The organism is Cyanobium sp. T1B-Tous (assembly GCF_024345475.1).
In the GTDB taxonomy this organism is placed as follows: domain Bacteria; phylum Cyanobacteriota; class Cyanobacteriia; order PCC-6307; family Cyanobiaceae; genus Cyanobium_A.
The window spans coordinates 20507-44492 of sequence record NZ_JAGQBE010000007.1 but is presented as its reverse complement, the minus strand read 5'-3'; the positions used below and the strand labels follow the sequence as shown (position 1 = coordinate 44492).

Here is a 23986-nt window from a genome sequence, read left to right as displayed (position 1 = left end):
CAGCGGTGTTCGCTGACGTCCATGGATTGGAAGTCCCACCGCGAGGCCTCATCGGATGAGGCGCTTGATCACCCCATGACCGAACCGATGCAGGCCCCCATGACCGACCCTGTGGTCAAGCAGCCCGAACCCGACTGGATTGGGGAGGTTCTCGGAACCACGGTGAAGAGCTTGGAGGCCAAGCTGCTGGGTGAAGCCAGGGGATTTCAATCCACCACCTGGCGACTGGAATTGAGCTGTGATCCCCCTGGTGCTGGCCCTGCCAGCGTGATCCTCAAAAGTGAAACATCCGATCAGGATTTCAATGCGTTCAGCCGTCTGAACAATGCCTTCGGGCGGGAGGTCGGGGTGTACACCCATTGCACCCCCCGGCTCAGCAATCACCAGCCGGCCGTGTTTGCCACCCATGCCGGTGAGCCGTCCTGGTTGCTGATGGAAGATCTCACCCACCTCCGCTCCGGCGACCAGGTGATCGGCCTCAGCTACCAGGAAACGCTGGCTTCGATCCAGCGCATGGCCGCCATCCACGCTGAATTCTGGATGGATCCGGGGTTGCACCAGCATGACTGGCTGCCCAACCATGGGTTCTGGTTCTCCAATCCCAACGCCGAGATTGTTGAGGATTTCTTTGCCACCTACGGCGTGCGTTTTGGTCCCGACGTTTGCCACCTGTACCGCGCCGTTCTCGAACAGACCAGTGCGGTGGATGCAGCCATGGAAGACCGACCCTGGACCCTCGTGCATGGCGACCTCCGCGCCGACAATCTGCTGTTCGCTCACACCGTGGAGGATCCCGAATCGGTGATCATCGATTGGTCCTGGGCGAGCCGCAGTGTGGCCGCGATCGACATCGCGTTTTTGGTGGGCGGCAGTACGCCCCAGGCGCAGCGATTGGGGCGCCATGACGACCTGCTGCTGGCCTGGCACCAGGAGCTGGTGAACCGGGGCGTGCGCGATTACCCGCTGAGCGAGGCGCGCTACGACATGCAGCTGTCGGCCCTGCGCTGCATCACGGCGGGCGTGGCGATGCATGGCTTCTCCCGCGGGCCGGATACCCCGATTCGGGCCGCCCTGTTCATGGATGATGCGATCCAGCGGCATGCCGCCTACGCCCTGGAAATCGACGCCTGGGCCGCCTTGCCGGATCCCTCCGGTTTCCCCCTGCGCCGCTGAACCCCTTGCCCGCCGTCCCCCCTGTCCTGGCCCCCGGCTCCGAAGCCGAGCTGCGTCAACAGCTGGTGACGGTGGCCCGGCGCATGAATGCTTCGGGCCTCAACCAGGGCACCTCGGGCAATCTGTCGGTGCGGATCCCCGGGGGTCTGCTGATCACCCCCAGTTCCCTGCCCTACGAGCTGATGCAGCCGCAGGATCTGGTGGCCTTGGATCTGGCTGGCGGCTCCCGGGATGACGGCGCCAGGCGTCCCTCCTCGGAGTGGCGCCTCCATGTGGACATCCTGGCGGGCCGGCCGGAGATTGGGGCGGTGCTCCACTGCCATTCCATCCACGCCACGGCCCTGGCCTGCCATGGCCGCGCCATCCCCCCCTTCCACTACATGACCGCTGTCGCCGGCGGCGATGACATCCGCTGCGCCCCCTATGCCACCTTCGGCACCGCGGAGCTGTCCGCGCTGGCGGTGGCGGCCCTGGTGGATCGGCGGGCCTGCCTGCTGGGGCAGCACGGCCAGGTGGCCCTGGGGGCCAGCCTCGACCAGGCCCTGCGCATTGCGATTGAGGTGGAAACCCTGGCCCAGATGTATCTCCAGGCCCTGCAACTGGGCGAGCCGCCCCTGCTCAGCCCCGAGCAGATGGCGGCCGTTCATCACCAGTTCCGCACCCTGCTCTACGGGGCGGGGGCCTGAAGTCGGGCCAGCAGCAGCCCGGCACTCCCTGCCAGCACCACAACCGCCAGGCAGGCGGCGGTCCAGAGGGGTAAGCCCCAGCTCGCCACCGCCAGGGGCGCCACCACGGTGATCACCCCGCCCGCCAGAAAGGGTTGCAGCAGCAGTTGTTTGATCGAGAAGGCCGGCAGCGCATCGCTGCGGTCGTCGGGGTCGGCCATGCGCAGCAGCAGCAGGCCGCTGGCTGCCACACCGGTGGCCTGGCCGAATTCAATCACCGCCCGCTCAAACCAGTCCGCCGGCAGAACCCGGGGGGCCAGCAGCAGGGTGACCCCCAGGTTCCAGGCCAGGCCGCTCACCGCCAGCACCGTGAGCGGCAGCCAGTCGGCCCGCAGCAGGCCCAGATCCAGCCCGGCGGTGGCGGCGGTGATCAGCAGATCCGCCGAGAGGGTGCCGATCTGGCTCTGCACCGGAGCGGAGGCCCAGTGGGCCTGGCCGCTGCGCTCCAGAACCAGGCGCACCAGCAGCGAGCCCACGATCGCCAGCGGAAACACCGGCAGGGAGTCGACCACCAGGGCGACGCCGTCACCCAGCCCCCCCGTGAGCCAGCGCAGGGCGGCCAGCAGGCCCACGCCCACCAGCACGGCCACGCCCGCCAGGGCCAGATTCACCGCCCAGGTTGCGGCGCCGGGGGCAGGGCCCGGGGGGGAGGGTGCGGGCGCTTCGGCGCCGGCAGGGGTGCTGGCTGGAGCACACCGATCCGCCAGCAGCCAGCCGCGCTTGCGGGCCAGCACCACCACCAATCCGCCCACCAGGGTGGAGGAGAGCAGCCCCACGGTGGCCATGGCCAGGCCGAGGGCCTGGCCGCCGGGAAAGCCCAGGGCCGCATAGCTCGGCCCCATGGCCGCGGCTGAGCCGTGGCCCCCCTCGTAGGCCACCTCAATCAGGCAGGCCATGATCGGGCTCACCCCCAGCCAGGGCTGCAGCACCAGCAGCACCGCCAGGCCGGCCACCACGTACTGGCCGAAGGCCAGCACCAGGGCCAGGGACACCTGCCCGGAGACCGGTCGCCAGAGCCCCTCCAGCTTGGGCAGCGGTTTGCCCAGCAACAGCGAGCCGAACACCAGGGTGAGCAGCACCAGGGGCAGATCGGCCCACAGCTGCAGCACCTGGGGCGGCAGCAGCGGCAGTGGCCCGCCCGGGGCCAGCAGCAGGCCCAGCAGTCCGGCCAGCAGGGCTTCTGGGATGCCCCAGAGCCGCAGCTGCAGGCGGGTGCCGATCGCGCGTCCCACCGCCAGGATCAGGCTGAGGCAGGCCACGGCAAGGGCCAGCCAGCCAAGGCTTTGGAACAGGTCGCCTTCAAGGGTGGCGATCACAGGCCGAAATGCCTGCTGAAGAACGCTTCGGTGGCTTCGAGCACCTGGATCAAGGAGGTGCTGCTGCGGAAGCCATGGCCTTCGTTGGGGAACCGATGCACCTCCACGGGCACGGCGTTGGCCTTCAGGGCCGCCGCCATGCGATCGGTCTGCTCGGGCGGCACGACCAGGTCGTCGAGGCCCTGGAAAAAGATCACGGGACAGCGGATGCGATCGGCATGTTGCAGGGGGGAGCGGTCCGTGTAGGTGGCTTTTGCTACGGGCCAGGGACCCACCAGCCCATCGAGATAGCGGGCTTCGAAGCGGTGGGTGTCCTGGGCCAGGGAGCCGAGATCGGCCACGCCATAGCGGCAGGCACCGGCCCGGAACACGTCCGTGAAGCAGAGGGCCGCCAGGGTGGTGAAGCCGCCGGCGCTGCCCCCCTCGATGGCAAGGCGCGCCGGGCTGGCTTTCCCCGCGGCCACCACGGCCTGGGCAGCAGCGGCGCAATCGGCCACGTCCACCACACCCCACTGGCCGTTCAGCCGCTCGCGGTAGGCCCGGCCGAAACCGGTGGAGCCGCCGTAGTTCACATCCACCACGCCCCAGCCGCGGGAGGTCCAGAACTGGATGGCCAGGCTCAGGCCCCGCCGGGCCATGCTGGTGGGCCCACTGTGGCTTTTCACCAGCAGGGGCGCCTCCCCGTGGGCGCCACCGGCCGGGGGATAGAACCAGGCGTGGGTGCGTTGCCCGCCATGGCCCCCGAACCAGAGCGGTTCGGGGCGGCTGATCGCCTCCGGCTCGAGGGGACAGGAGGCCATGGGTGTGTGCTGCCATGTGCCGCTGGCGAGATCCAGCTCCAGCAGTCCCTCTGCGCTCGTGGGGCTGCTGGCCACGGCCACCAGCCGGCCCGCCTCCGCGCTCAGGGCGGCGAGGTCGTCGAAGGGCAGCTCCAGGGGCTGCCAGGCCGCTGGCGTGCCCACGCGATCGGCGGCGAGGTCCACCCGTCCCAGCTGCCACACCCCGTCCCAGCAGGCCGCGGCGATCAGCTGCTGGCCGTCCCAGGCGGTGGTGCGCATGCCGTACACCCACTGGGGCATGGCGAATTCGGCCTGCAGGGGCAGCAGCGCCTGCCACTGGCCGGAGCGGGTGTGGAGGCGTTGCAGGTTCCACCAGCCCGAGGCATCACTGGCGACCACCAGGTGCTCCGGGCCGATCCACAACGGCTGAAACACCGAGATGGCTCTGGTTGGGGGCCCTGCCGATTCCGGGCGGCCCGTTCCAGCCACCTGCCGCACCCGCTCCAGGCCGCCTGCGGCGTTGACATCGGCCAGCCAGAGCTGGCTGCCGTCCCAGGGCATCAACGGCTGCTGCCACTCCACCCAGGCGAGCTGGCGCCCGTCGGGGCTGAGGGCCGCGTAGCCGCAGAAGTCGGTGGGCTGATGCACCCGCTGGGGCTCTCCCCCCGCCAAGGGCACCGCCACCAGCTGGTCGCGGCCCCCGCTCTCCATCACGCCGATCCAGCGCCGGCGGGGGCCATCGATCAGCCCATCGGCGAAGGCCCGTGGCCCGGGTTCGGTCAGGCGCCGCGGCGGGTGGGGCGGCAGGCCCCCACCGGGTTCGAGGCCCAGGTGCCAGAGGCAGCGGTCGCCGTCGTCGACAAACACCAGATCGTTGCCCTCGAGGGCATAGACGCCGCCGCCGTACTCGTGCACCCGGCTGCGCAGGTTGCGGGGGGCGGGGGTCAGTTCCACCGCCCCACTCCCCTGGGCGGATTGCTGCATCAGCGTGGTGCGCCCCTGCTCCTGGGGACGCTGCTCCAGCCACAGCAGCCGTCCGTTGCGAAGCAGCGGTTCTTTCAGGCTCGGCGTGCGTCCCACCACCAGTGCTGCCGGCAGCGGCTGGAGCCGAGGGGCGGAGGTGGCGTCGTGGGGGGGCGCGGTCAACGGTGTGGGGTGCACGCGGGGGCGCCGGCGGGCCGCCGTAGAATCCAATTCAATCTCTTCACGATCCCGTTGGCCCGCAGTTCCGCCAGCAGCTTCGCCCAGATGGCTCGCTCTGCGGTGCAGGCCACCCGCGGTGTGCAGGTGCCGAAGGAGGTGCTCGACGAGCCTCCGCTCACCATCCACACCCTGGGCGATGCGGTGTTGCGCACCCCGGCCCGCCGCATCAGCAAGGTGGATGAGAGCGTGCGGGACCTGGCCCGCGACATGCTGCGCAGCATGTACAGCGCCCGGGGCATCGGCCTGGCCGCCCCCCAGGTGGGGGTGCACAAGCAACTGCTCGTGATCGACCTCGATCCGGAGAATGCCGCCACCCCTCCGATGGTATTGATCAACCCGGAGATCGGCTCCTTCGGAGCCGCCATCGAGACCTACGAGGAGGGTTGCCTGAGCATCCCTGGCGTCTACCTCAATGTGGTGCGTCCGGCTGCCGTTGAGGTCACCTACCGCGACGAGATGGGCCGCCCCCAACGGGTCAAGGCCGATGGTCTGCTGGCCCGCTGCATCCAACACGAGATGGACCATCTCAACGGGGTGTTGTTCGTCGATCGGGTCACCGATGAGCTGAGCCTCAACGAGGGGCTGCAGGAGAAAGGCTTCAAGCGCGCCGACGTCCAATCCATTCGCTGAGAACCGTTCGATGCCGATGAAACCGTTGGCGGGCCTCTTTCTGGCCCTCGCCTGTCTGCTGGGCATCGCTGCCACCGGCTCGGTCTTTGAGCTGTCCTATGGCGAGCCCGACCTGGGGGTGCAAGCCACCGGTTGGATCCTGGGGCTGAGTCTGCCCGGCACGGTGGTGGCGCTGCTGCTCGCCATTCGGATCAACAAGCCGGCCTAGCCCTGGCGGGCTGACCTGCATACGATTGCGTTCACCGATCTCCTGGAAGCTGTGATGCGAGTGCCAGATCTGACCCTCCGTTCCCTGTCCTTGGCCACGGCAGCGGTGGTTCTTGGGGCCGGAGCCGTCACTCCCGCCCGCGCCAGTGCCCTGTTCCAGGCCGTGGACCTCAGCCAGGAGCGCTTTGTCTTGGTGGCGGCCCCGATCGGGGATGGCACCCGCGCTCAGCTCAACATCTACGAGCAGGTGAAACCCACCCGGCCCTGCTTTGCGGTGGCTCCCGGGGCTCCCGCGCCGGTTGAGCCCCTGCTGGCCAGCTTTGATTTCACCGGGATCTGCAGCCGTTTCATCGATGCCAACGGCTATTCGGTGCGGGTGGGTGGTGCCGATCTGGCCACCAGTTATCGCCTCACCGTGCTCCGTCAAAGCGGCGACAACGTGCTGCTCGCGGTGCCCACCAAGGCTGGAGCGGGGCCGGAAATGGTCGTGGCCCGCACCCAGGGGCCGGGCACCAACTTCCTGCAGCTGGTGTTTGAGCCGGGCTGGCAGCTCAAGCGCCGGGCCTACGGCGGCCGCTCCCTGGGCCATGTCTACCTCTACCGGGATAACTGGCCAGAGGCGGGAAGCCAGCAGGGCGTGTCTGCTGTTCCCGCCGCCGTTCCAGTTCAGGTTCCCGCGCAGGTTCTGGGTCAGCCCAGCGCAAGCTCCCGTCGATAGGCCCTGGGTCCTGCCTCTCGACGCTCAGGGCTGGGTGCGTTGAGGCAGTTGCTACATTGATCAACTCTGAGAGCTGCCCAGCGCTTCATGACCCAGGTCACCGTCGGCGAAAACGAAGGAATTGAATCGGCCCTGCGCCGCTTCAAGCGCCAGGTGTCCAAGGCGGGCATCTTTGCCGACCTCAAGCGCCTGCGTCACCACGAGACCCCCGTCGAGAAGTACAAGCGCAAGGCCCAGCAGCGCCGCCGCCGCCGCTGATCTCCGCGGGCTCTCCCCAAGGCCAAAGGGAACAGGTGCTTTTACCTGTTCCCATGGGTTTGAAGCGTCTCCATGCTGGAAGGGTCCTCCCTGAGGTCGCCACCATGGCTGCACAGGTCAACGTCCTTGCGATGCCGATGCGGGCTCCCCTGCCTGCCCTCCGGGCTTTTGCCGGCTGGATCGGCGACAGCCTCGCCCATGCCTTCGGAAATCCCCGCGAGGAGCAGGCCAACTTGCCCCCCAACGTGGGTGTTCAGCCCTACCGCGACCATCCGCACCGCCGCTGATCACCGCCGCTGAATCACCGCCCCTGATCAGCCCTGCTGGTCAAAGGATCGGTAGGTGAGGGCTTCGGCGATGGCCCCGGCGCTGATGCCGAATTCATCGCCGAGGTCGCTGATGGTCTGGGCGACCCGCAGCAGCCGCTCCCCCGCCCTGGCGCTGAGTTGCCTGTGCTGCAGGGCTCCTTCCCACACGGCCAGGGCGTCTGGCGCCAGCCGCACCACCTGTTGCAGGTGGCCTCCAGGGATCTGGCTGTTGCTGCAGCCGGCTGGGTTGCGGGCCGCCATGCGGGAGCGGGCCCGTTGGACGCGCTGCCGCACCACCGCGGTGGATTCGCTGGCCTGGCCGGCATCCTGGACTGCTGGTGCAGTCCATCCAGTGGATCGCTGGCTGCGGAAGGGGGCGGTGAGGGCCGCACTGCTGGGACGCCGCATCACCACCTGGAGGTCGATGCGATCCAGCAGGGGCCCCGATAACCGCCCCCAGTAGCGCCGCCGTTGCCCTTCGCCGCAGCGGCAGCTGCGCTCCGGATCGCCCCACCAGCCGCAGGGGCAGGGGTTGGTGGCGGCCGCCAGGATGATCCGGCAGGGGAAGCGCGTGCGATGGCGGGCCCGGTGGATCCACACCTCGCCCTCCTCCAGTGGTTGGCGCAGCTGGTCGAGCACGGCCCGGCGAAATTCTGTGAGCTCATCGAGGAAGAGCACGCCGTGGTGGGCCAGGGCCAGCTCCCCCGGCTGGGGTTGGCTCCCACCGCCAATCAGGGCTGGCCCGGAGCAGCTGTGATGGGGGCTTCGAAACGGGCGCTCCTGCAGCAGCCCCTGGCTGCTGTCGAGCAGTCCGGCCACCGAATGGAGGGCCGTCAGTTCCAGGGCCTCAGCGGGGTTCAGCGGCGGGAGCAGGCCCGCCAGGCGCCGAGCCAGCATCGTTTTGCCGCTGCCGGGAGGTCCGCAGAGCAGCAGGTGGTGTCCCCCGGCGGCGGCGATCTCCAGGGCGCGCCGGCCGTGGGCCTGTCCCTTCACATCGGTGAGATCCGGGGCTTCCTGGCCCGCACGGGCCAACACGGGAGCTGACGCGACGGCCCGGGGCTGATCGTCGGCGTTGGGATGTTCCAGATGCCAGAGCGCCAGGGCCAGGTTGCGGACGCCCCACACCCGTAGCCCGCTCACCAGGGCGGCTTCCCAGGCATTGCCCTCCGGCACGAGCAGGGCGCGGGCGCCGTGGCGCTGGGCGGCGATGGCGATGGCGAGCACGCCCCGAATTGGCCTCAGGGCGCCATCGAGTCCCAGTTCCCCGGCGCTCCACACCCCATCGCTTCGCTCCCCAGCCAGCTGGCCACTGGCCACCAGCAGGCCCAGGGCAATGGGGAGATCGAAGGCTGGTCCTTCCTTGCGCAGGTCGGCCGGGGCCAGGTTCACCACCACCCGGGTCAGCGGCACCTTGAGGCCGCTGTGGCGAAGGGCGGAGCGCACCCGCTCCCGCGCCTCCTGCACGGCCGCATCGGCCAGTCCCACCATCTGTAGGCCGGGCAGCCCCGGGGCCAGATCCACTTCCACCAGCACCGGCCGGGCCTCCAGGCCCTGCAGCGCCGCCGTCTTGCACCGTGCCAACATCACGCCCTGGGCCACTACAGCGTTAGTGCCACCCCTGTCCCATCCCCAGTTCTCCGCTGCAATGGCCAGCTCCCCTGATTCGGCGAGCCAAGACACCATTTTTGGACGCATCCTCCGCGGGGAGATCCCCTGTGATCAGGTGTACGCCGATGACCGCTGTCTGGCCTTTCGCGACGTGGCTCCCCAGGCCCCGGTGCATGTGCTGGTGATTCCGCGCCAGCCGATCGCCCAGTTGTCTGACGCCACCGAGCAGCACCAGGATCTCCTCGGCCATCTGCTGCTGGTGGCGGCCCGGGTGGCGCGCCAGGAGGGGCTGGAGGCCTTCCGCACCGTGATCAACAGTGGAGCAGAAGCCGGTCAGACCGTGTTCCATCTGCATGTGCATGTGATTGGTGGGCGTCCGCTGGCCTGGCCCCCGGGCTAGGGAACAGCCCAGCGAGAATGCCCTGATCCGAGTCGCCCCATGAACCCCTTCAAGGCCCTCCGCGAACAGCTGGCCAAGCTGCAGCGCCTGGCCCAGCCCTACTTCCTGCCGGTGGATGACACCCGGGGCTGGCAGTTTCTGGTGCTGGTGGCCGCGTTGCTGGCGGTGGTGGTGGGCAGCACGCTGCTCCTGCTCACCGGGGTGCTGGCCCTGAGCGGCGCTCTCATCCCCGAATTGCGCAGCCGTTTTCTGCCCGGGGTGCCTGAGCAGGTGGCGGCGATCTGGCGCAGCCCGATCGGCCCGCTGGTGATGGTGCTGCTGGCTGCCGGCCTGGTCTGTTTTGTGGCCTTCCGAGCCAAGTTGCGCCAGGGGCGCTGGTTGCCCTGGCTGTTGATGGGGGTGATCACCCTGTTGATTCTGGTGATTAACGGCATCAATGTGGGAATTAGCTATATCGCCCGCAACATTGAAAATGCCTTGGTGGCCTACAAGGTTGAGGACTTCTGGAAGATTGTTGCGATCTATGCTTTTTGCCTGGTGCTGGCCCTGCCAATCCGGGCGATTCAGAGTTATTTGATCCCCAAGCTTGGGCTGTTGTGGCGTGAATGGCTGAGTGGCCGCCTGCTCACCCGGTATCTATCGAATCGGGCTTACTACGTTCTCAATCCAAACGATGAATCGATCGAAGAGATCGACAACCCGGATCAGCGGATCTCCCAGGATGCTGCCAGCTTCACCGGCACGAGTCTGAGCGTCACCGTCGAGATCATCTCGGCCCTGCTGACCTTTGTCAGCTTCATCATCGTGCTGTGGACCATCAGTGACCAGCTGGCCTTGGTGCTGCTGGCCTACTCGGTGGGTGGCACCGCTTTGATCGTGTTTGCCAGTCGCAAGCTGGTGAATCTGAACTATCAGCAACTCAAGCTCGAGGCTGATTTCCGTTATGGCTTGGTGCACATCCGCGACAACGCCGAGTCGATCGCCTTCTACCGCGGTGAGCAGCAGGAGGCGAAGGAGGCCGAGCGGCGGCTGGGCGGTGCCATACGCAACTATGACCGACTGATCATCTGGGAGGCACTGATCAGTGTCATCCAGCGTTCTTACGATTATTTCTCTCGCTTCCTTCCCTGGTTGGTGATTGCGCCGATCTACTTCGCCAAGGGAGTGGATTTCGGCGTGTTTGGTCAAGCCAGCATCGCCTTCAGCCAGGTGCTGTTTTCGGTGAGTTACATCGTCAACAACATCGACCGGCTGGCCGCCTTCTCCGCCTCCATCAGCCGCCTGGAAGGATTCCAGGGCAAGGTGGATTCGATCGGTCTCGAGGCCGCGGCCCTGGAGGCCAAGCTCGCAGCCACCAGTGGTGGTCGCCCCGATGGCTCCATCCTGGTGAGCCATGTCGACCTGGTGCCGCCGCGCACCCAGCGCACCCTGATCCGCGATCTCAGCCTTGAAGTGGATCGCCACCAGCGGCTCCTGGTGGTGGGCCCGTCGGGTTGCGGAAAAACCTCGTTCCTGCGCATGGTGAGTGGTCTGTGGCCCCCGGCGGCCGGCCGGGTGGAGCGTCCCAGCGAAGGGGAGCTGCTGTTCATCCCCCAGAAGCCCTACATGTTGTTGGGCAGCCTGCGCGAGCAGCTCTGCTACCCCCTCCAGCCCGATCGCTTCAGCGATGAGCAACTGCGGCATGTGCTCGAGCAGGTGCGGCTGCCCGAGCTGGTGCAGCGCTACCCCGATCTCGACATCATCCAGGACTGGCCGCGCCTGCTCTCCCTGGGGGAGCAACAGCGCTTGGCTTTTGCCCGGTTGCTGCTCAATTCGCCCCTGTTTGTGGTTCTCGATGAGGCCACCAGCGCCCTCGACGTGGCCACCGAGCGCCACCTCTACGGCCTCCTGGCGGAGCGGGAGATGGCCTTCGTGAGCGTCGGCCACAGGCCCACCCTCACCGCTTTCCACGACACGGTGCTGGAGCTCGATGGCACGGGGAACTGGCGCCTGTTGCCCGCGGCCGGCTATGACGTTGGCCGCCATGCTTGATGTGATGCCTGACGAGACTCCCGCCACCAGCGCCACCACCCGTGATGTGCCGGCCTTCGGCTGGAGCGGTTATGCCGAACGGGTGAATGGCCGTTTCGCCATGGTGGGCTTTGCAGCCGTGCTGCTGATCGAGGCCCTCAGTGGTGACACCTTCCTTCACTGGGCTGGCCTGGTGCCCTAGGGGATCTGCACCAGATCCACTTGCCAGAGGCCGGCCCGACTCACCTGGACGGCCATCTGGCGACCATCGGCCTGCAGCTGCACCTGCCTGGGCACCCCACTCGGCACCATGGCGATCGGCTGCAAGCTCTGGAGGGATCGCCGGTAGAGCACCAGTTCCGTGCGCCCCTCCAGTTGCCGCACCAGGGCGATTCGCTCGCCCGCGCTATCCACGCTGACGCTCACCGGCTGGGCATCAGCCCTGTTGAGGCCTGGCAGGGGTAGGGGCTGCTGACGCTCCAGATCCACCAGCACCACCTGCTCCCGTCCGCCCTTGCCGCTGATCAGGGCCAGCCAGCGGCCGCTGAGGGAGGGGTCGCGGTTGGCCCCCAGGCTCTCCAGTTGGCGGTTGAGCGGTCCGATCGGCAGCGGCATGGAGCCCATGCAGCCGCTGAGCAGGCCTGCCAGGAGTGTGGCGCTCAGCAGCCTCTTCATGGTGGGGCTCCGGGCCCGCCGCCCTGGACGGCCATGCCGCCGGGGAGGTCGGGTTCCAGCAGGCCAGTCAGGTCAAAGGCCTGGACACGCCACTGGCCTCGCTGGGCCACTTGCACGGCCAGCCGGCGGGCATCCGGCGCCAGGCTGAGGCGTACGGCGGTGCGATCCGCGGGCAGCGGCAGGCGATGGAGGGCTCCGGTGGCCCGATCTTCGATCAGGGCCACCCGCTGCGCCCCCTGCTGCACCAGGGCCGCCACGTAGCGGCCGGTCCAGCTCAGGGAGGGGGAGCTGTGGGGCTGGTGGCCCTGGAAGTGGCGCAGGCGGATCACCGTGCCGCCGGGTTGCTCCTGCAGCAGCAGCGTGGCGCGGCCGCTCCGTTCCACCACCGAGGCCAGGAAGCGCCCCTGGCCGCTGAGGGCTGGATCCTGGCGGTTGGCCTCCAGGAATCCACCCGTCGGTCCGGCGCTGCGCCGGTTGAGCCAGGCTCCCTCCCCGCAGCCGGCTAGCAGCAGCGCGACAGCCGGCATCAGCAGAGCCGGCACCAGCAGGGCCGGGATCCGGAAGGGCCTGGTCAGGGGGGATTCAGTCGTCGAACCGCGAGCTGTTGTCCCGTGGGCGGGGCCCGGGGCTGGAGGGGGGCTTGATCGGGCTGAAGTCGGCATCGCTGATGTCGCCGGCGGCCGGCCTGTTGGTCCGGCCAGGGGCCTGACCCCCTGCGGAGTTGGCCCCACCGCTGAGGGGGGCTCCCTGAGGAATCCCCGCTGGTCCCCGTTGTGGGGCCCCCGAAGCCGGGGAAGCCTCTCCTTCCGCGGGGCGCCGGCTGGAGCGCGGCATCCCCTCGTTGGAGGCCACAGGACGGCTGCCGCGGCGCGGTTCGCTGCCGCTGTCCCGGTCCCGGCGCCGGGCGCCGAAATCAGGCGCAGGGCGGCTGCTAGGGCTGCTGCCCGAGGGGCTGTAGCGGCTGCGATCGGGCGTGGCGGGCGCCGGTTGGGCTGCCCAGTCATCTTCGGTCGGCCGCCGGCTCGCCGCCCGTTCCGGAATGGCTGCCCGACTGCTCGGCCGGCGGGCCCGGTAGAAGTCGTCGTCGCCTTCTTCCTCGCGGGATGGGATGCGGCGGCGCAGGGGCTGGGGTTCATCAAAGCGATCCACGTCGCTCTCGCCCCAGGCCCGTCCACCCATGCGGGGCCGGTAGGGGCCCGGGGCTGGCATGGGTTCGTCGTCATCGAAGTAGGACGAACGCCTGGCCTGTTCGGTGGTCACGCCCCGCAGCCGCACGCTCTCGTAGGCGAAAAACACCGTGGTGCCAGCCAACAGGAACTGGCCGAACTGGAGAATCGGGTCGAGGCGCCAACCCTGAAAAAACAGAATGCCGCCGCAGAGCAGACCCACGGCGGCAAAGAAGACGTCGTAGTCGCGGGCCAGGGCGGGCTTGAAGCTGCGCATGAAATAGAGCAGCGCACCGCCCACCGCCAGCACGATGCCCACGATGCTGGCCCAATTCAGGCTGGCGTTAACCACGGAAACTCACCCGTCGGACCGTTTCGCCAGTGTAGGCAGCTGGTCCAGAGCCGGGCTCAGAGGCGGCGATCGAGGCGATCGTTCTGGCTGATCAGCACCAGGGCGATGGTGATGGGCACCACCACGATCACGGCACCAGCCACCAGGCTGTTGAGGAAATTGGCGAGGGAAGGGGTCATGGCGGGGCCCGCTTTCAGGCGTCAAGCGTCGCGGAATCCTAGGCAGTGGCGGCCGCTTCCTACGCTGCACTCCCAGCTGCTTAGAGCTTTGTGACGGCCCTGCCCTCCGAATCCCTGTCCTGGCTGCCGTTGTTGTCCGGGCTGAACCTGGCGCTGGGGCTGGGCCTGGCGCTGTGGACCCTGCTGTTTCTGTTTCGCATCGTGCTCACCTGGTATCCCCAGGTGGATCTGAGCCGGGGCGCGATGCGCTGGATCGGGGCCCCCACCGAGCCGCTGCTGGTGGCCACCCGGCGTCTGATCCAGCCCATCGGCGGTGTGGATGTGACGCCGGTGGTGTGGGTCGGTCTGCTCAGCCTGGTGCGCGAACTGCTCGTGGGCCAACAGGGACTGGTCACCCTGGTGTTGCTGCGGGCCCAGGGCCTGATGGTGGGGTAGTTGGCCCGCTGAGCTCGCGGCTCAGGGGGTTTTCTGGGGCAGCATGTCCTGCTCCACGAACTTGGTGTGCACGTCGCCGGCCTGGAATTCGGGCCGATCGAGCAGCTGCAGGTGGAAGTCGATGGTGGTGGGGATGCCGGTGACGGCACATTCCGACAGGGCACGCCGCAGGCGCCGCAGGGCATGGGGCCGGTCGGTGCCCCACACGATCACCTTGCCGATCAGGGAGTCGTAGAAGGGCGGGATCTCGTAGCCCGTGTAGACGTGGCTGTCGACCCGCACACCCGGGCCGCCCGGGGGGAGCCAGCCGGTGATCTTGCCGGGGGCGGGGCGGAAGTTCTGGCGAGGGTCTTCGGCGTTGATGCGCACCTCGATGGCGTGGCCGCAGAGCTTGATCTGGTCCTGGGTGACCGAGATCGGCTCCCCTCCGGCAATCCGCAACTGCTCGGCGATCAGGTCGACGCCGGTGACCATTTCGGTGACCGGGTGCTCCACCTGGATGCGGGTGTTCATTTCCATGAAATAGAACTTGCCGCTGCGATCCACCAGGAACTCGACGGTGCCGGCGCCCTCGTAGCCAATGGTGCGGGCGGCGGCCACGGCGGCTTCGCCCATCTGGCGGCGCAGGTCGGCATTGATCGCCACGCTGGGCGCTTCCTCCAGCAGCTTCTGGTGGCGGCGTTGGATCGAGCAGTCGCGCTCCCCGAGGTGCACCACGTTGCCGTGGCGATCGGCCAGCACCTGCACCTCCACGTGCCGAGGCCGGTCGATGAATTTCTCCATGTACAGCCCGGGGTTGCCGAAGGCCGCTTCCGCTTCCCCCTGGGCTGCCTTGAACAGGCTCTCCAGCTGGTCCGGGCCGGGCACCAGGCGCATGCCGCGGCCACCGCCGCCGGCGGTGGCCTTGATCATCACGGGATAGCCCATGGATTCCGCCAGGCGGGCGGCCTCTGCTGGGGTATCCAGGAGGCCTTCACTGCCGGGGATGGTGGGCACGCCCACCGTCTGCATGGTGGTCTTGGCCGTCGACTTGTCCCCCATCGAGCGGATGGCTTCCGGGGAGGGACCCACGAAGGTGATGCCGTGGTCGGCGCAGATCTCGGCGAAGCGGTCGTTTTCGGCCAGAAAGCCGTAGCCGGGGTGGATGGCATCGGCACCCCGGGAGGTGGCCGCCGCCAGGATGTTGGGAATGTTGAGGTAGCTCTTGCTGCTGGGCGCCTCGCCCACGCACACGGCTTCGTCGGCCAGCTGCACGTGCAGGGCGTTCTTGTCCACCGTGCTGTAGACGGCCACGGTGGGGATCCCCAGCTCCCGGCAGGTGCGCAGGATTCGCAGGGCAATTTCGCCACGGTTGGCGATCAGCAACTTGCCGATGGGCATCCGCGGCGACTCAGCTGATACGGGCCAAAGCGGACTGTATCAGTGCTTCCCAAGCCCGCCGGCATCAACGGGCGAGGGGGAAGGGCGATGGGTATATTGCACGCCGGAACGCCCTTGAGGCGGACCGTCCTCCCATGCGGATGTGGTGGAATTGGTAGACACGCACGTTTGAGGGGCGTGTGGCTTCGGCCTTACGAGTTCAAGTCTCGTCATCCGCATTTCATTTTTCATTTCAGCCAGCCGTTGCCTGAACCGAAGCGGGTTCCCAGGGTGACCCCCCTGCCACCGGTTTCGATCGTGCTGGTGAGCAATGGCCCGGGAGAGCTCTCCACCTGGGTGCGTCCCCTGGCCCTTCGCCTGCAGCGCTTGATGCCGCTGCGGCCGGCGGTGCCCGATGCCGATGTCAGCTTGCAGCTGGTGCTGGTGCCCTGCCCGAACGGCACGGGGCAGGAACACCGCGCCGCGGCGGCCTGGGGATTGTTTGAGCGCATCGTGCCGGCCCGGAGTTTCTGGTCGCTGCTGCTGCGGCCCCAGCGGTTCGGCCCCTGGGGCCGGCAGGGGGTGGTGGTGTTTCTGGGCGGCGACCAGTTCTGGACGGTGCTGCTCTCGGCACGCCTGGGCTACCGGCACCTCACCTACGCCGAATGGGTGGCCCGCTGGCCCCGCTGGAACGACCGGATCGCGGCGATGGGCCCCTTGGCGGCCGGTCGCCTGGCGCCGCGCTGGGCAGAACGCTGCACGGTGGTGGGCGATCTGATGGCCGATCTGTCGGAGATGGCCCGCAACGATGCGCCGCTGCCCGAGGGGGAATGGGTGGCCCTGCTGCCGGGCTCGAAGCGGGCGAAGCTGCGGGTTGGCATGCCCTTTCTGCTGGAGACGGCCGATCACCTGGCGGCGCTGCGGCCGGGCTGCCGCTTCCTGCTGCCCGTGGCGCCCACCACCAGCGTGGAGGAACTGCTTGCCCAGGCCGGCTCGGACAACCCGATTGCCCGCACCTACCGCGCCGGTGTGCCCCGGATGCTCGCTGGCGATCTGCTGGAGACCCCGGCCGGCACCCGCATCCAGCTGGCCCGCGAGAACCCGCTGCACAGCGCCCTCAGCCAATGCGCCCTGGCCCTCACCACGGTGGGGGCCAACACGGCGGAGTTGGCGGCCCTGGGGGTGCCGATGCTCGTGCTCGTGCCCACCCAGCACTTGCATGTGATGCAGGCCTGGGATGGCCTGGCCGGGTTGGTGGGGCGCCTGCCGCTGCTGCGTTGGTTCTTTGGGGTGCTGCTGACCCTTTGGCGGCTGCGCCATCGGGGCTTGCTGGCCTCCCCCAACATCGCCGCCGGCCGTCTGCTGGTGCCGGAGCGGGTGGGGGCGATCACGCCGGAGAGCATTGCCACCGAGGCCGCCGACTGGCTGGCCGCACCTGAACGCCTGGAGGGGATGCGGGCCGATCTGCGCAGCCTGCGGGGGCAGCCGGGGGCCGTGGCCCGCCTGGCGACCCTGGTGCAGGAGCTGCTGCCCCCCGATCAGATGCCGCCTGGGCGGAGTGCCTAGGGTTGGTCCAGTGTTTTCAATCGTTCCGATGGCAGACGCCACCAGCTCTCCCGACCCCTCGGCCTGTGGGCTCGACAGCGGCCTGGCTCGGGGGGCCTCAGAGGAGCAGTGGCGCCAGAAGCTCACCCCTGACCAGTTCCGGATCGCCCGTCAGGGCGGCACTGAGCGGGCCTTCACCGGCGCCTACTGGAACCACAAGGGCACGGGGATGTATCACTGCATCTGCTGTGACGCCGAGCTGTACAGCAGTGCCACCAAATTCGACTCCGGCACCGGCTGGCCCAGCTTCTGGGATGGGGTGACATCCGGGGCGATCAGCACCCACACCGACAGCTCCCACGGCATGGTGCGCACTGAGATCCGCTGTGCCAACTGCGATGCCCACCTGGGGCATGTGTTCAACGACGGTCCGGCGCCCACCGGGCAGCGCCATTGCGTCAACTCGGCCTCACTGGCCTTCAAGGAGCGCTGAGCGCCCGCAGTCACCAGGGGTCGTCGATGCCGTTGCCGGGCAGGTCTTCCGCATCCACATCCAGCGGCTCGCGGTAGGGGCTGGGTGCGGGGCGGCGTTCCGGCTGTCTGGCCTCTAGCGGCCGCCGCTCAACCGGCCGGGGCTCGGGTTCCAGGGGCCGCCGGGCGCTGCCGAAGCGGCCGTCGTCGTCCCTGCTCTCCGGGTAGTCGGACTCCTCATACCCGGATGGCTCGTACCTAGATGGTTCGTACCTCGATGGCTCGAAGCGGGACTCCTCCTCGTCGAGGTAGCGGCGCTGGCGCAGCGGTTCCCGTTGGCGCTGGGCGTCCAGCTCGACGTAATCAAGCTCTTCTTCGGGCTCAAAGGCCCGGCTGGTGGCCGGCTGGATGCGGCGCTGTTCCTGCACCGCCGGCTGGCCAGCGGCCAATTGGTTTTCCACCGGCACCATGCCACTGCGGAACCGTTCCCGCTCCTCCTGCTCCCAGCTCGGCCCACCGATCCCCAGTTTTTCCAGCAGGCCCGAGCCCAGTTGCTTGAGCTTCTCTTCGGCCCCTTCGTACACGATGATCCGGTCGGGACCGCTGCTGACGATCTCCTCGACCGTGAGTTCCCAGGTGCTCAGCACGCCCTCGCCCAGCAGCGGCACCCCCAGGGCACCGATCACCAGGGTGGCCAGTTCGCCGGTTTCGATGTCGAAGCTGAACCCCAGCACCCGCCCCAGCTGATCGCCTGCTTCGGTGATCACCTGGCAGTTGATCACCTTGCTGTAACGGTCCGGATTGAAGGCCTCGGCGAGGGAATCGACCGAATCCACCAGGATCACATCGCCCACTTGGCGGATCCGATCCAGGGGCATCCAGCGGGGCAGACCGGGCAGAAAACGGGTCAGGGGGTTGTCGCGCAGCCCCAAGGCCACCACCTCACGCCGGTCGATATCCACCACCACCTCGCCCACGACCCCCAGCCGCCGGCCGGTGTCACGGGTAATCACCTGGGTGCCCATCAGCTCGGAGCGCAACCAGAGGCGATCACTGGGGGCAGCGGCTGATCCGAGATCAGCAGAGGGGGGAATGGAGGAGGTCAAAGAACGGGTCGTGTCCGTGGCCCAGTCGGCCCATTGTGACCCACCTGGCCCGCCGGGGAAGGGGTGTCTCAGGCCGCGGGCGGTAAACCGACCACCTGGGTGTGGGCCCCCCGGGCCTGGGTGACGCCGATGGTGCGGGTGGCGGCGGCGATCATGGGGCGCCGGTGACTGACCACCATGAACTGGGCCTGGTCGGCCTGGCTGGCGATCAGGGCGGCAAGGCGCTCCACGTTGACCCCATCGAGGAAGCTGTCCACTTCGTCGAGGGCGTAGAAGGGCGACGGCCGGAACCGCTGCAGGGCAAACAGGAAGCTGAGGGCCGTCAGCGATTTCTCGCCACCGCTCATCGCATTGAGCCGGCGCACCGCCTTGCCCTTCGGATGGGCCACCAGGGTGAGGCCCCCCTCCAGGGGGGCTTCGGGGTTTTCCAGCTGCAGGTGGCCTTCGCCATCGGAGAGGCCCTCGAAAATCGTGCGGAAGTGGCCGTCCACCGCCGTGAACGCTTCCAGGAAGGCCTCCTGGCGCAGGGTGGCCACGGTTTCGATGCGCAGCAGCAGCTCTTCGCGCTCCTTGCTGAGCACTTCCAGCCGCTCCGCCAGTTCCGCCAGCCGGGTTTCCAGCTGCTCGAGCTCCTCGAGGGCCAGCATGTTCACCGGTTCGAGGGCCTCCATCCGTGCCTGCAGGCTGCGCAGCTCGGCCTGCAGGGCCTCCAGGCCCGCCTCCCGCACCTCCTCGGGGATCTCCGGCAGGGGGTCGGGCAGCTCCCGCTCGAGTTGGGCCAGACGCAGCTGATCGCCGCGCTGTTGTTCGGCCAGCGACTCCAGCTCCTCGCCCAGCCGCTGCACCTCCCACTGCTTCTGCTGCAGGGCCTGGCGCTGGGCGGCCAGCTGGGCTTCGGCGGCATCGCGGGCCCGCCGCCGCTCGCCGAAGCGGGTCTGCAGGTCCTGCTGCTGGGTTTCCAGGCTGCTGCGGCGTTCCTGGTCGGCCTGCTGCTGCTCCTTCCAGCGGGCCCGCTCCGCCACCAGGGCCTGGACGGCGGCCACCAGGCGCTGCTCATCGGCGCCCAGGGCGTCGAGCTGGTTGCGCAGCCGCTCGGCGGCCAGGGCCCGCTCCCGTCGGGCGGCCAGGAGCCCATCCCGTTGGTGCCGGGCGGCGGCCAGGGCCGTATCGGCTGCTTCCAATTCACTTTGCAGGCCCTGCCAGCGGGCGGAATCGCCCGAGGCCTGGACGGCGGCCTCGGCCTGCTCCAGGGCCGTCCGCTGCTGCTGGAGGGGGGCCAGCAAGGATTCCAGCTCCTGCTGGCGCTGCAGATCGGTCCCCAGCGCCTCCTGCAGCTGGGTCAGGCGGCCCCCCAGTTGTTGCTGGCGCTGCAGCTGGGGGGCCAGGGCCCGCTGGGCGGCGCTGCGTTCGGCCTCCAGGGCAGCCTGCCGTTGCTGGTGCTCCAGCAGCTGGGGGCGCAGGGCTTCCAGTTGCTGGCCCAGTTCGGCCTCCTTGCGGCGGCAGGCCAGCAGGCTCTCGCCCAGCTCCAGCAGCCGCTGCCGCAGGGGAGCGGCCTCATCCCCCTCCTGGGCGCGGCCGAAGCTGAGCTGGCTGCCGCGTTGCTGCAGGCTGCCGCCGGTCATCGCCCCGCTCTTTTCCAGCAGTTCTCCCTCGAGGGTCACCGCCCGGCAGCGCCCAAGCTCACGCCGGGCATTGGCCAGGGTGTCGAACACCAGGGTGTCGCCGAAGACGTAGCGGAACACCTCGGCATAGACGGGTTCGTGGCGCACCAGATCCACCGCCTTGCCAATGCGACCGGCTCCGCCGGCCCCGGCGTCGCCCCGCTGCAGGGCCGCCCCGGAACTGGCGCTGCCGCCGCCGGCTCCCCCCCGGATCTTGTTGAGCGGCAGAAAGGTGAGCCGCCCGGCCCGGCGGGTTTTGAGCAGCTCGATGGCCCGGGCGGCAATGCGGTCGTCGTCGACCACCACCTGGCCCAGGCGCCCGCCGGCGGCCACTTCCAGCGCCAGGCGCACCCGCTCCTCCACCTCGCCGAGCTGGGCCACCGGGCCGTGGATGCCGTCGAGGCCAGCTTCGAGCAACACCCGCAGGGCGCCGGTGCCGCGGCTTTCCTGCAGGGTCTCGCGGCGGCTGTCCAGCCGGGCGATCTCGCGCTCCAGCTGGGTCTGCTCCTGCTCCAGCCGGCTGCGGGTGCGCTGCTGCAGGGCCAGGGCTTCGGCCAGCTCCTGCGCCTGTTGTTGCTCCAGGCGGGTGGCCTCCAGCACCTGCTGCCAGGCGCTCTCAGTGGCCTCCAACTGCTGCTGGCCGCTGCGATGGCTGAGGCCCTCTTGCTGCTCCTCCTGCTGCAGTTCCGCCAGCCGCTCCTGGTGCTGCCGCAGCCGTTCCTGCAGTTGCTGGCGTTCCGCCTCCAGGGGGCCCAGCTGCTCGGTGAGCTGCTGGCGGGCGAGGCTGCGCTGCTGTTGCTCCTCCAGCCAGCTGCCGGAGCGGCCAGCCACCTCGCCGAGGCGGCGGCGGGAGAGCTCCACGGCGGCTTCGCCGTTGCGGCAGGCCTCCTCGGCGGCCTCCAGGGCCGCTTGGTCGGAGCTGCTCTCCAGGCTCCCCTGCTGGCGCCGCAGCTCGCCCTGGTTGTGGGCCAGCTCCTGCCGCTGGCGTTGCAGGGCTTCGGCGTCGAGCTGGTGTTTTTCGGCCTGACGGGCCAGTTCGCGGCCACTGGCCTCCAGTCCCGCCAGCTCCGCCTGCACGGCGATCAGCTGGTCTTCGCCGAGGGCCTTCACCTCGGCCTGGAGCTGCTCGAGGGCGGTGGTGGCGGCGGTCAGCGCCTCCTCGCCGGCAGCGATCGCCTCGCGCTCGCCCAGCTGCTGGGCCGTGAGGGCTTCGCGGCGGCGCAGCAGGGCTGCCTGGCTGGCCTGGGCCGCCTCGAACGCCAGCACCTGTTCCTGCAGTCGGCCGGTGTGCTGGCGCTGGCGTAGATCCTGGTAGGTGCGCGCTTTGGCGCAGTCCCGTTCGAGTTTCTGGCGGGAGCTGAGCAGCTCCTGCTGCACGATGCTGCAGCGCTCCTGGCGCTCCTGCACCTCGTCGAGTTTGCCGCGGGTCTGCTCGATGCGGCTGTCGAACAGGGCCACGCCGGCCAGCTCATCGATGATGCCGCGGCGGTCGCGGGCACTCATCGAGACGATGCGGGTCACGTCGCCCTGCATCACCACGTTGCTGCCCTCCGGATCCACCCGCAGGCGCCGTAGCTGGCCCTGCAGCTGCTGCAGGTTGCAGGGCACGCCATCGGCACTGAAGCTGCTGGCGTAGGTGCCCCCCGGCGCCACCCGCAGCCGCCGGCTCACGGTCCAGTCCTTCTGGCCTGTGCGGATCCAGGGGCCCTCCTCGGGGGGCTCCAGGCCGGCCTCGGCCTCGTCGGGTTGCCAGTCGGTCAGGTCGAAGCGCACGCTCACCGAGGTTTCGGCGGCCTTGCCCTCGCGCAGCATGGCGCTGTTGATTAGGTCGGGCAGGCGGTCGGCCCGCATGCCCCGGCTGCTGGCCAGCCCGAGGCAGAACAACACGGCATCGAGGATGTTGCTCTTGCCGGAGCCGTTGGGGCCGGTGACCACCGTGAAGCCTTCTTCCAGCGGGATCGAGATCGAGCCGCCAAAGGACTTGAAGTGGGTGAGCTCGACCTGATTGATGTGAACCAACAGGCCCGTGCGCCGAGCAGCAGAAATGTAGCGGAGGGTTTCGAAAGCTCAACCCCCTCCTTACCTTGAAGGCTGAGCTGCGTTGTCGCCCCTTCTCCCATGACCGCCGAAACGCCTCCCCGTGCCACGAGCCCCGAGGGCTTCCGTGAGCGCTTTGAGACGCTGATCCCCACCATCCAGCGGGAGTGGCCCGCCGTGGCCCGCCAGACCCTGGAAGCCACCCGGGGCAGTTTCGATGAGGTGGCGGAGGTGATCGCCAGCCAGACCGGCCGCACCGCCGCTGTGGTGAAAGACCAGTTGTGGGAGCTGCTGGAGGTGGCCAGCGGCCAAACCAGCCGTCTGGCGGACAACCTGGCACCCATCGAGGCCCAGCTGGAAAGCCTGCTCGATGAGCTCAATGCCAGCCTGCGGCCCCGGATCGAGAAGCCGGTGCGGGAGCGCCCCTTGATGGCGATCGGCATCGCCGCGGGCGTGGGGGTGGTGCTGGGTCTGCTGCTGGCCTCGGGGCGGCGCTCGGCATGACGGAGTCGAACGGGTCGGGCCAGCCCCCAGAGGAGCGGCGCAGCGGTGTGGCCCGGGTGGCGGCCGGCCGGGTTGGGGCCCTGATGACCTCGGTGATGGACCTGCACGTGCGCATTGCCCTGCAGGAGGTGGATCGGGAAAAGCGCCGCCTGATCAGCGGGGCCCTGCTGCTCAGTGGCGGGCTGACGCTGCTGCTCCTGTCCCTGATCGGCGCCGAGCTGGCCCTGCTTCTGTGGCTGCATGCGGCCCAGGGGCTGAGCTGGATCCATGCCGCCCTGGCCGTGGCCGCCTTGAATCTGGTGCTGGCCGGGGTGTTCGTGCGGGTGGGCGGCCAGCTGCTCAAGGGGCCCTACCTGCCCCAGACCATCTCCGGGCTGAGCAAAACCACCAAGGCGGTGCTGGGCCGCTAAGGCCCGGCAGCCGGGGCGGGTGCCGGTGGGTGGGCCCAGACCAGGGCCCGGATCTCTCCGGTTTGGAAAGGCTTCACCCGGCTGGGGTCCTGATGGGCGGCGGCGCTCTGGCCCTGGGCGCTGGTCTGCAGGATTTTCAGGGTGTCGCCGTGGGACACCAGCACCGTGACCCGGTCTGGATTCGCCGCGGCCTCCCGTTCCAGCCGGGCCATCAGGGCCGCGCCGCGCCGCTGCACCGCGGCGGCGCTCTCCACGCCCCAGGGTGTCCCGCTGGGATCGGTGGCGTCCTGGTCCCAGACGCGCCGGTAGAGGGGGCCGCTCGGGCTCTGGCCTTCCAAGCGGCCGAAATCCCGCTCCCGCAGGTCGGCTTCGAGGCGAATCGCCAGGGCTGGGCCCTGCTGGCGTTGCCAGTGCTGCAGCCGCTCCACCAGGATCTCCGCCGTTTCGCGGCTGCGGCTGAATGGCGAGCTAACAATCCACAGCCCACCCTGCTGCCAGGCCCTGCGGATGGTGTCCCCATGGGCCGCAATCCAGGCATCGCTGGACGCCTGGGCCTCCTGCCGACCCCGTTCCGTGAGCCCGTTGCGGGGATCGATCCCTGCGGCCATGGCGCTGCAGATCCGTTGCTGGGAGGACGGCACGCTCTCGCCATGGCGCATGCCGAAATAGCGGGCCATCGGTTGGCTGGGGTTGGCCTGCGCGGGCAGGCTCATCAGGATTCCAGCCAGCACCAGGGGAATGAGCATGGGGC

At 69.1% G+C, this 23986-nt stretch carries 26 protein-coding genes and 1 tRNA gene; 16 read left to right on the top strand and 11 right to left on the bottom strand.

Annotation, left to right across the window (positions count from 1 at the left end):
* The first annotated feature begins 75 nt into the window (after positions 1-75).
* Both KBY71_RS03040 and KBY71_RS03035 read left to right on the top strand, forming a co-directional pair.
* On the top strand, positions 76-1173 hold the full coding sequence (locus KBY71_RS03040; protein ID WP_254927515.1) for an ecdysteroid 22-kinase family protein: 1098 nt from the start codon (positions 76-78) through the stop codon (positions 1171-1173).
* Positions 1174-1178: 5 nt separating this feature from the next.
* The gene (locus KBY71_RS03035) at positions 1179-1859 is read left to right on the top strand and encodes a class II aldolase/adducin family protein (protein ID WP_254927514.1); all 681 of its coding nucleotides are present in this window, start codon (positions 1179-1181) and stop codon (positions 1857-1859) included.
* Here KBY71_RS03035 and KBY71_RS03030 read toward each other — a convergent pair.
* Both KBY71_RS03030 and KBY71_RS03025 read right to left on the bottom strand, forming a co-directional pair.
* Positions 1841-3214 (bottom strand): sodium/glutamate symporter, encoded by a 1374-nt coding sequence (locus KBY71_RS03030; RefSeq protein ID WP_254927513.1) that lies wholly within the window; start codon positions 3212-3214, stop codon positions 1841-1843. The two genes, KBY71_RS03035 and KBY71_RS03030, sit on opposite strands and share 19 nt — an antisense overlap.
* The gene (locus KBY71_RS03025) at positions 3211-5073 is read right to left on the bottom strand and encodes a prolyl oligopeptidase family serine peptidase (RefSeq protein WP_254927539.1); all 1863 of its coding nucleotides are present in this window, start codon (positions 5071-5073) and stop codon (positions 3211-3213) included. Before KBY71_RS03025 ends, KBY71_RS03030 begins: the two co-directional genes overlap by 4 nt.
* 168 nt (positions 5074-5241) lie before the next feature.
* Between KBY71_RS03025 and def the strand changes: the two genes are divergently transcribed.
* The 5 genes from def (at position 5242) to KBY71_RS03000 (ending at position 7296) form a co-directional block, all read left to right on the top strand.
* Positions 5242-5826: a peptide deformylase gene (gene def / locus KBY71_RS03020; RefSeq protein WP_254927538.1), complete on the top strand. Its 585-nt coding sequence runs from the start codon at positions 5242-5244 to the stop codon at positions 5824-5826.
* A 10-nt stretch (positions 5827-5836) separates the two neighbouring features.
* The gene (locus tag KBY71_RS03015; RefSeq protein WP_254927512.1) at positions 5837-6034 is read left to right on the top strand and encodes a hypothetical protein; all 198 of its coding nucleotides are present in this window, start codon (positions 5837-5839) and stop codon (positions 6032-6034) included.
* A 54-nt stretch (positions 6035-6088) separates the two neighbouring features.
* Positions 6089-6751: a DUF3747 domain-containing protein gene (locus tag KBY71_RS03010; protein ID WP_254927511.1), complete on the top strand. Its 663-nt coding sequence runs from the start codon at positions 6089-6091 to the stop codon at positions 6749-6751.
* Between the two features lie 87 nt (positions 6752-6838).
* A complete protein-coding gene (gene rpsU, locus KBY71_RS03005; RefSeq protein WP_010304532.1) occupies positions 6839-7009 on the top strand; it encodes a 30S ribosomal protein S21 in 171 nt (56 codons plus the stop codon).
* Between the two features lie 104 nt (positions 7010-7113).
* Positions 7114-7296 (top strand): hypothetical protein, encoded by a 183-nt coding sequence (locus KBY71_RS03000; RefSeq protein ID WP_254927510.1) that lies wholly within the window; start codon positions 7114-7116, stop codon positions 7294-7296.
* A gap of 27 nt (positions 7297-7323) precedes the next feature.
* Here the strand turns inward: KBY71_RS03000 and KBY71_RS02995 are convergent, their stop codons facing one another.
* Positions 7324-8901: a YifB family Mg chelatase-like AAA ATPase gene (locus KBY71_RS02995; RefSeq protein ID WP_254927509.1), complete on the bottom strand. Its 1578-nt coding sequence runs from the start codon at positions 8899-8901 to the stop codon at positions 7324-7326.
* 61 nt (positions 8902-8962) lie between these two features.
* Here KBY71_RS02995 and KBY71_RS02990 point away from each other — a divergent pair, with 61 nt between their 5' ends.
* From KBY71_RS02990 to KBY71_RS02980, 3 genes are read left to right on the top strand one after another with little or no spacing between them, the layout of a single operon-like run.
* Positions 8963-9325, top strand: a complete 363-nt coding sequence (locus KBY71_RS02990) for a histidine triad nucleotide-binding protein (protein WP_254927537.1) — start codon at positions 8963-8965, stop codon at positions 9323-9325.
* Between the two features lie 39 nt (positions 9326-9364).
* A complete protein-coding gene (locus KBY71_RS02985; RefSeq protein ID WP_254927508.1) occupies positions 9365-11356 on the top strand; it encodes an ABC transporter ATP-binding protein/permease in 1992 nt (663 codons plus the stop codon).
* 4 nt (positions 11357-11360) lie between these two features.
* Entirely contained in the window at positions 11361-11537 is a 177-nt protein-coding gene (locus KBY71_RS02980) for a chlorophyll a/b-binding protein (protein WP_315858500.1), read from the top strand.
* Here the strand turns inward: KBY71_RS02980 and KBY71_RS02975 are convergent.
* The 4 genes from KBY71_RS02975 to psbX are packed head-to-tail and all read right to left on the bottom strand — an operon-like array spanning position 11534 to position 13707.
* Positions 11534-12010, bottom strand: coding sequence for a hypothetical protein (locus KBY71_RS02975; RefSeq protein WP_254927507.1), 477 nt, complete (start codon positions 12008-12010; stop codon positions 11534-11536). The genes KBY71_RS02980 and KBY71_RS02975 overlap by 4 nt on opposite strands.
* The gene (locus KBY71_RS02970; RefSeq protein WP_254927506.1) at positions 12007-12537 is read right to left on the bottom strand and encodes a Tol biopolymer transporter periplasmic protein; all 531 of its coding nucleotides are present in this window, start codon (positions 12535-12537) and stop codon (positions 12007-12009) included. The genes KBY71_RS02975 and KBY71_RS02970 overlap by 4 nt, the downstream gene beginning before the upstream one ends.
* A 55-nt stretch (positions 12538-12592) precedes the next feature.
* Positions 12593-13528, bottom strand: coding sequence for a Ycf66 family protein (locus KBY71_RS02965; protein WP_254927505.1), 936 nt, complete (start codon positions 13526-13528; stop codon positions 12593-12595).
* A 56-nt stretch (positions 13529-13584) separates the two neighbouring features.
* Positions 13585-13707 carry a photosystem II reaction center X protein gene (psbX, locus tag KBY71_RS02960; RefSeq protein ID WP_190390211.1) on the bottom strand — a complete coding sequence of 41 codons (123 nt, stop codon included), beginning with the start codon at positions 13705-13707 and terminating at the stop codon, positions 13585-13587.
* 90 nt (positions 13708-13797) lie between these two features.
* Between psbX and KBY71_RS02955 the strand changes: the two genes are divergently transcribed.
* A complete protein-coding gene (locus tag KBY71_RS02955) occupies positions 13798-14142 on the top strand; it encodes a YggT family protein (protein ID WP_254927504.1) in 345 nt (114 codons plus the stop codon).
* A gap of 21 nt (positions 14143-14163) precedes the next feature.
* On the opposite strand, the gene accC is transcribed toward KBY71_RS02955, so the two are convergent.
* Complete coding sequence (accC, locus tag KBY71_RS02950) at positions 14164-15522, bottom strand: acetyl-CoA carboxylase biotin carboxylase subunit (protein WP_254927503.1); 1359 nt, start codon at positions 15520-15522, stop codon at positions 14164-14166.
* Between the two features lie 136 nt (positions 15523-15658).
* On the opposite strand from accC, the gene KBY71_RS02945 reads away from it, so the two are divergent.
* From KBY71_RS02945 to msrB, 3 genes are all read left to right on the top strand, one after another.
* Positions 15659-15740: transfer RNA gene (locus KBY71_RS02945), tRNA-Leu, on the top strand.
* A 52-nt stretch (positions 15741-15792) separates the two neighbouring features.
* Positions 15793-17067: a glycosyl transferase gene (locus KBY71_RS02940; RefSeq protein ID WP_254927502.1), complete on the top strand. Its 1275-nt coding sequence runs from the start codon at positions 15793-15795 to the stop codon at positions 17065-17067.
* 28 nt (positions 17068-17095) lie between these two features.
* Complete coding sequence (msrB, locus tag KBY71_RS02935) at positions 17096-17539, top strand: peptide-methionine (R)-S-oxide reductase MsrB (RefSeq protein ID WP_254927501.1); 444 nt, start codon at positions 17096-17098, stop codon at positions 17537-17539.
* A 10-nt stretch (positions 17540-17549) separates the two neighbouring features.
* Here the strand turns inward: msrB and KBY71_RS02930 are convergent, their stop codons facing one another.
* The gene (locus KBY71_RS02930; RefSeq protein ID WP_254927500.1) at positions 17550-18623 is read right to left on the bottom strand and encodes a PRC-barrel domain-containing protein; all 1074 of its coding nucleotides are present in this window, start codon (positions 18621-18623) and stop codon (positions 17550-17552) included.
* Positions 18624-18691: 68 nt separating this feature from the next.
* On the bottom strand, positions 18692-22303 hold the full coding sequence (gene smc / locus KBY71_RS02925) for a chromosome segregation protein SMC (protein ID WP_254927499.1): 3612 nt from the start codon (positions 22301-22303) through the stop codon (positions 18692-18694).
* 99 nt (positions 22304-22402) lie between these two features.
* On the opposite strand from smc, the gene KBY71_RS02920 reads away from it, so the two are divergent.
* Together KBY71_RS02920 and KBY71_RS02915 are read left to right on the top strand one after the other, a co-directional pair.
* Positions 22403-22825 (top strand): glycine zipper domain-containing protein, encoded by a 423-nt coding sequence (locus KBY71_RS02920; protein WP_254927498.1) that lies wholly within the window; start codon positions 22403-22405, stop codon positions 22823-22825.
* Positions 22822-23235: a phage holin family protein gene (locus KBY71_RS02915; protein WP_254927497.1), complete on the top strand. Its 414-nt coding sequence runs from the start codon at positions 22822-22824 to the stop codon at positions 23233-23235. Before KBY71_RS02920 ends, KBY71_RS02915 begins: the two co-directional genes overlap by 4 nt.
* Here KBY71_RS02915 and KBY71_RS02910 read toward each other — a convergent pair.
* A complete protein-coding gene (locus KBY71_RS02910) occupies positions 23232-23981 on the bottom strand; it encodes a histidine phosphatase family protein (RefSeq protein WP_254927496.1) in 750 nt (249 codons plus the stop codon). The genes KBY71_RS02915 and KBY71_RS02910 overlap by 4 nt on opposite strands.
* Between the last annotated feature and the right edge of the window lie 5 nt (positions 23982-23986).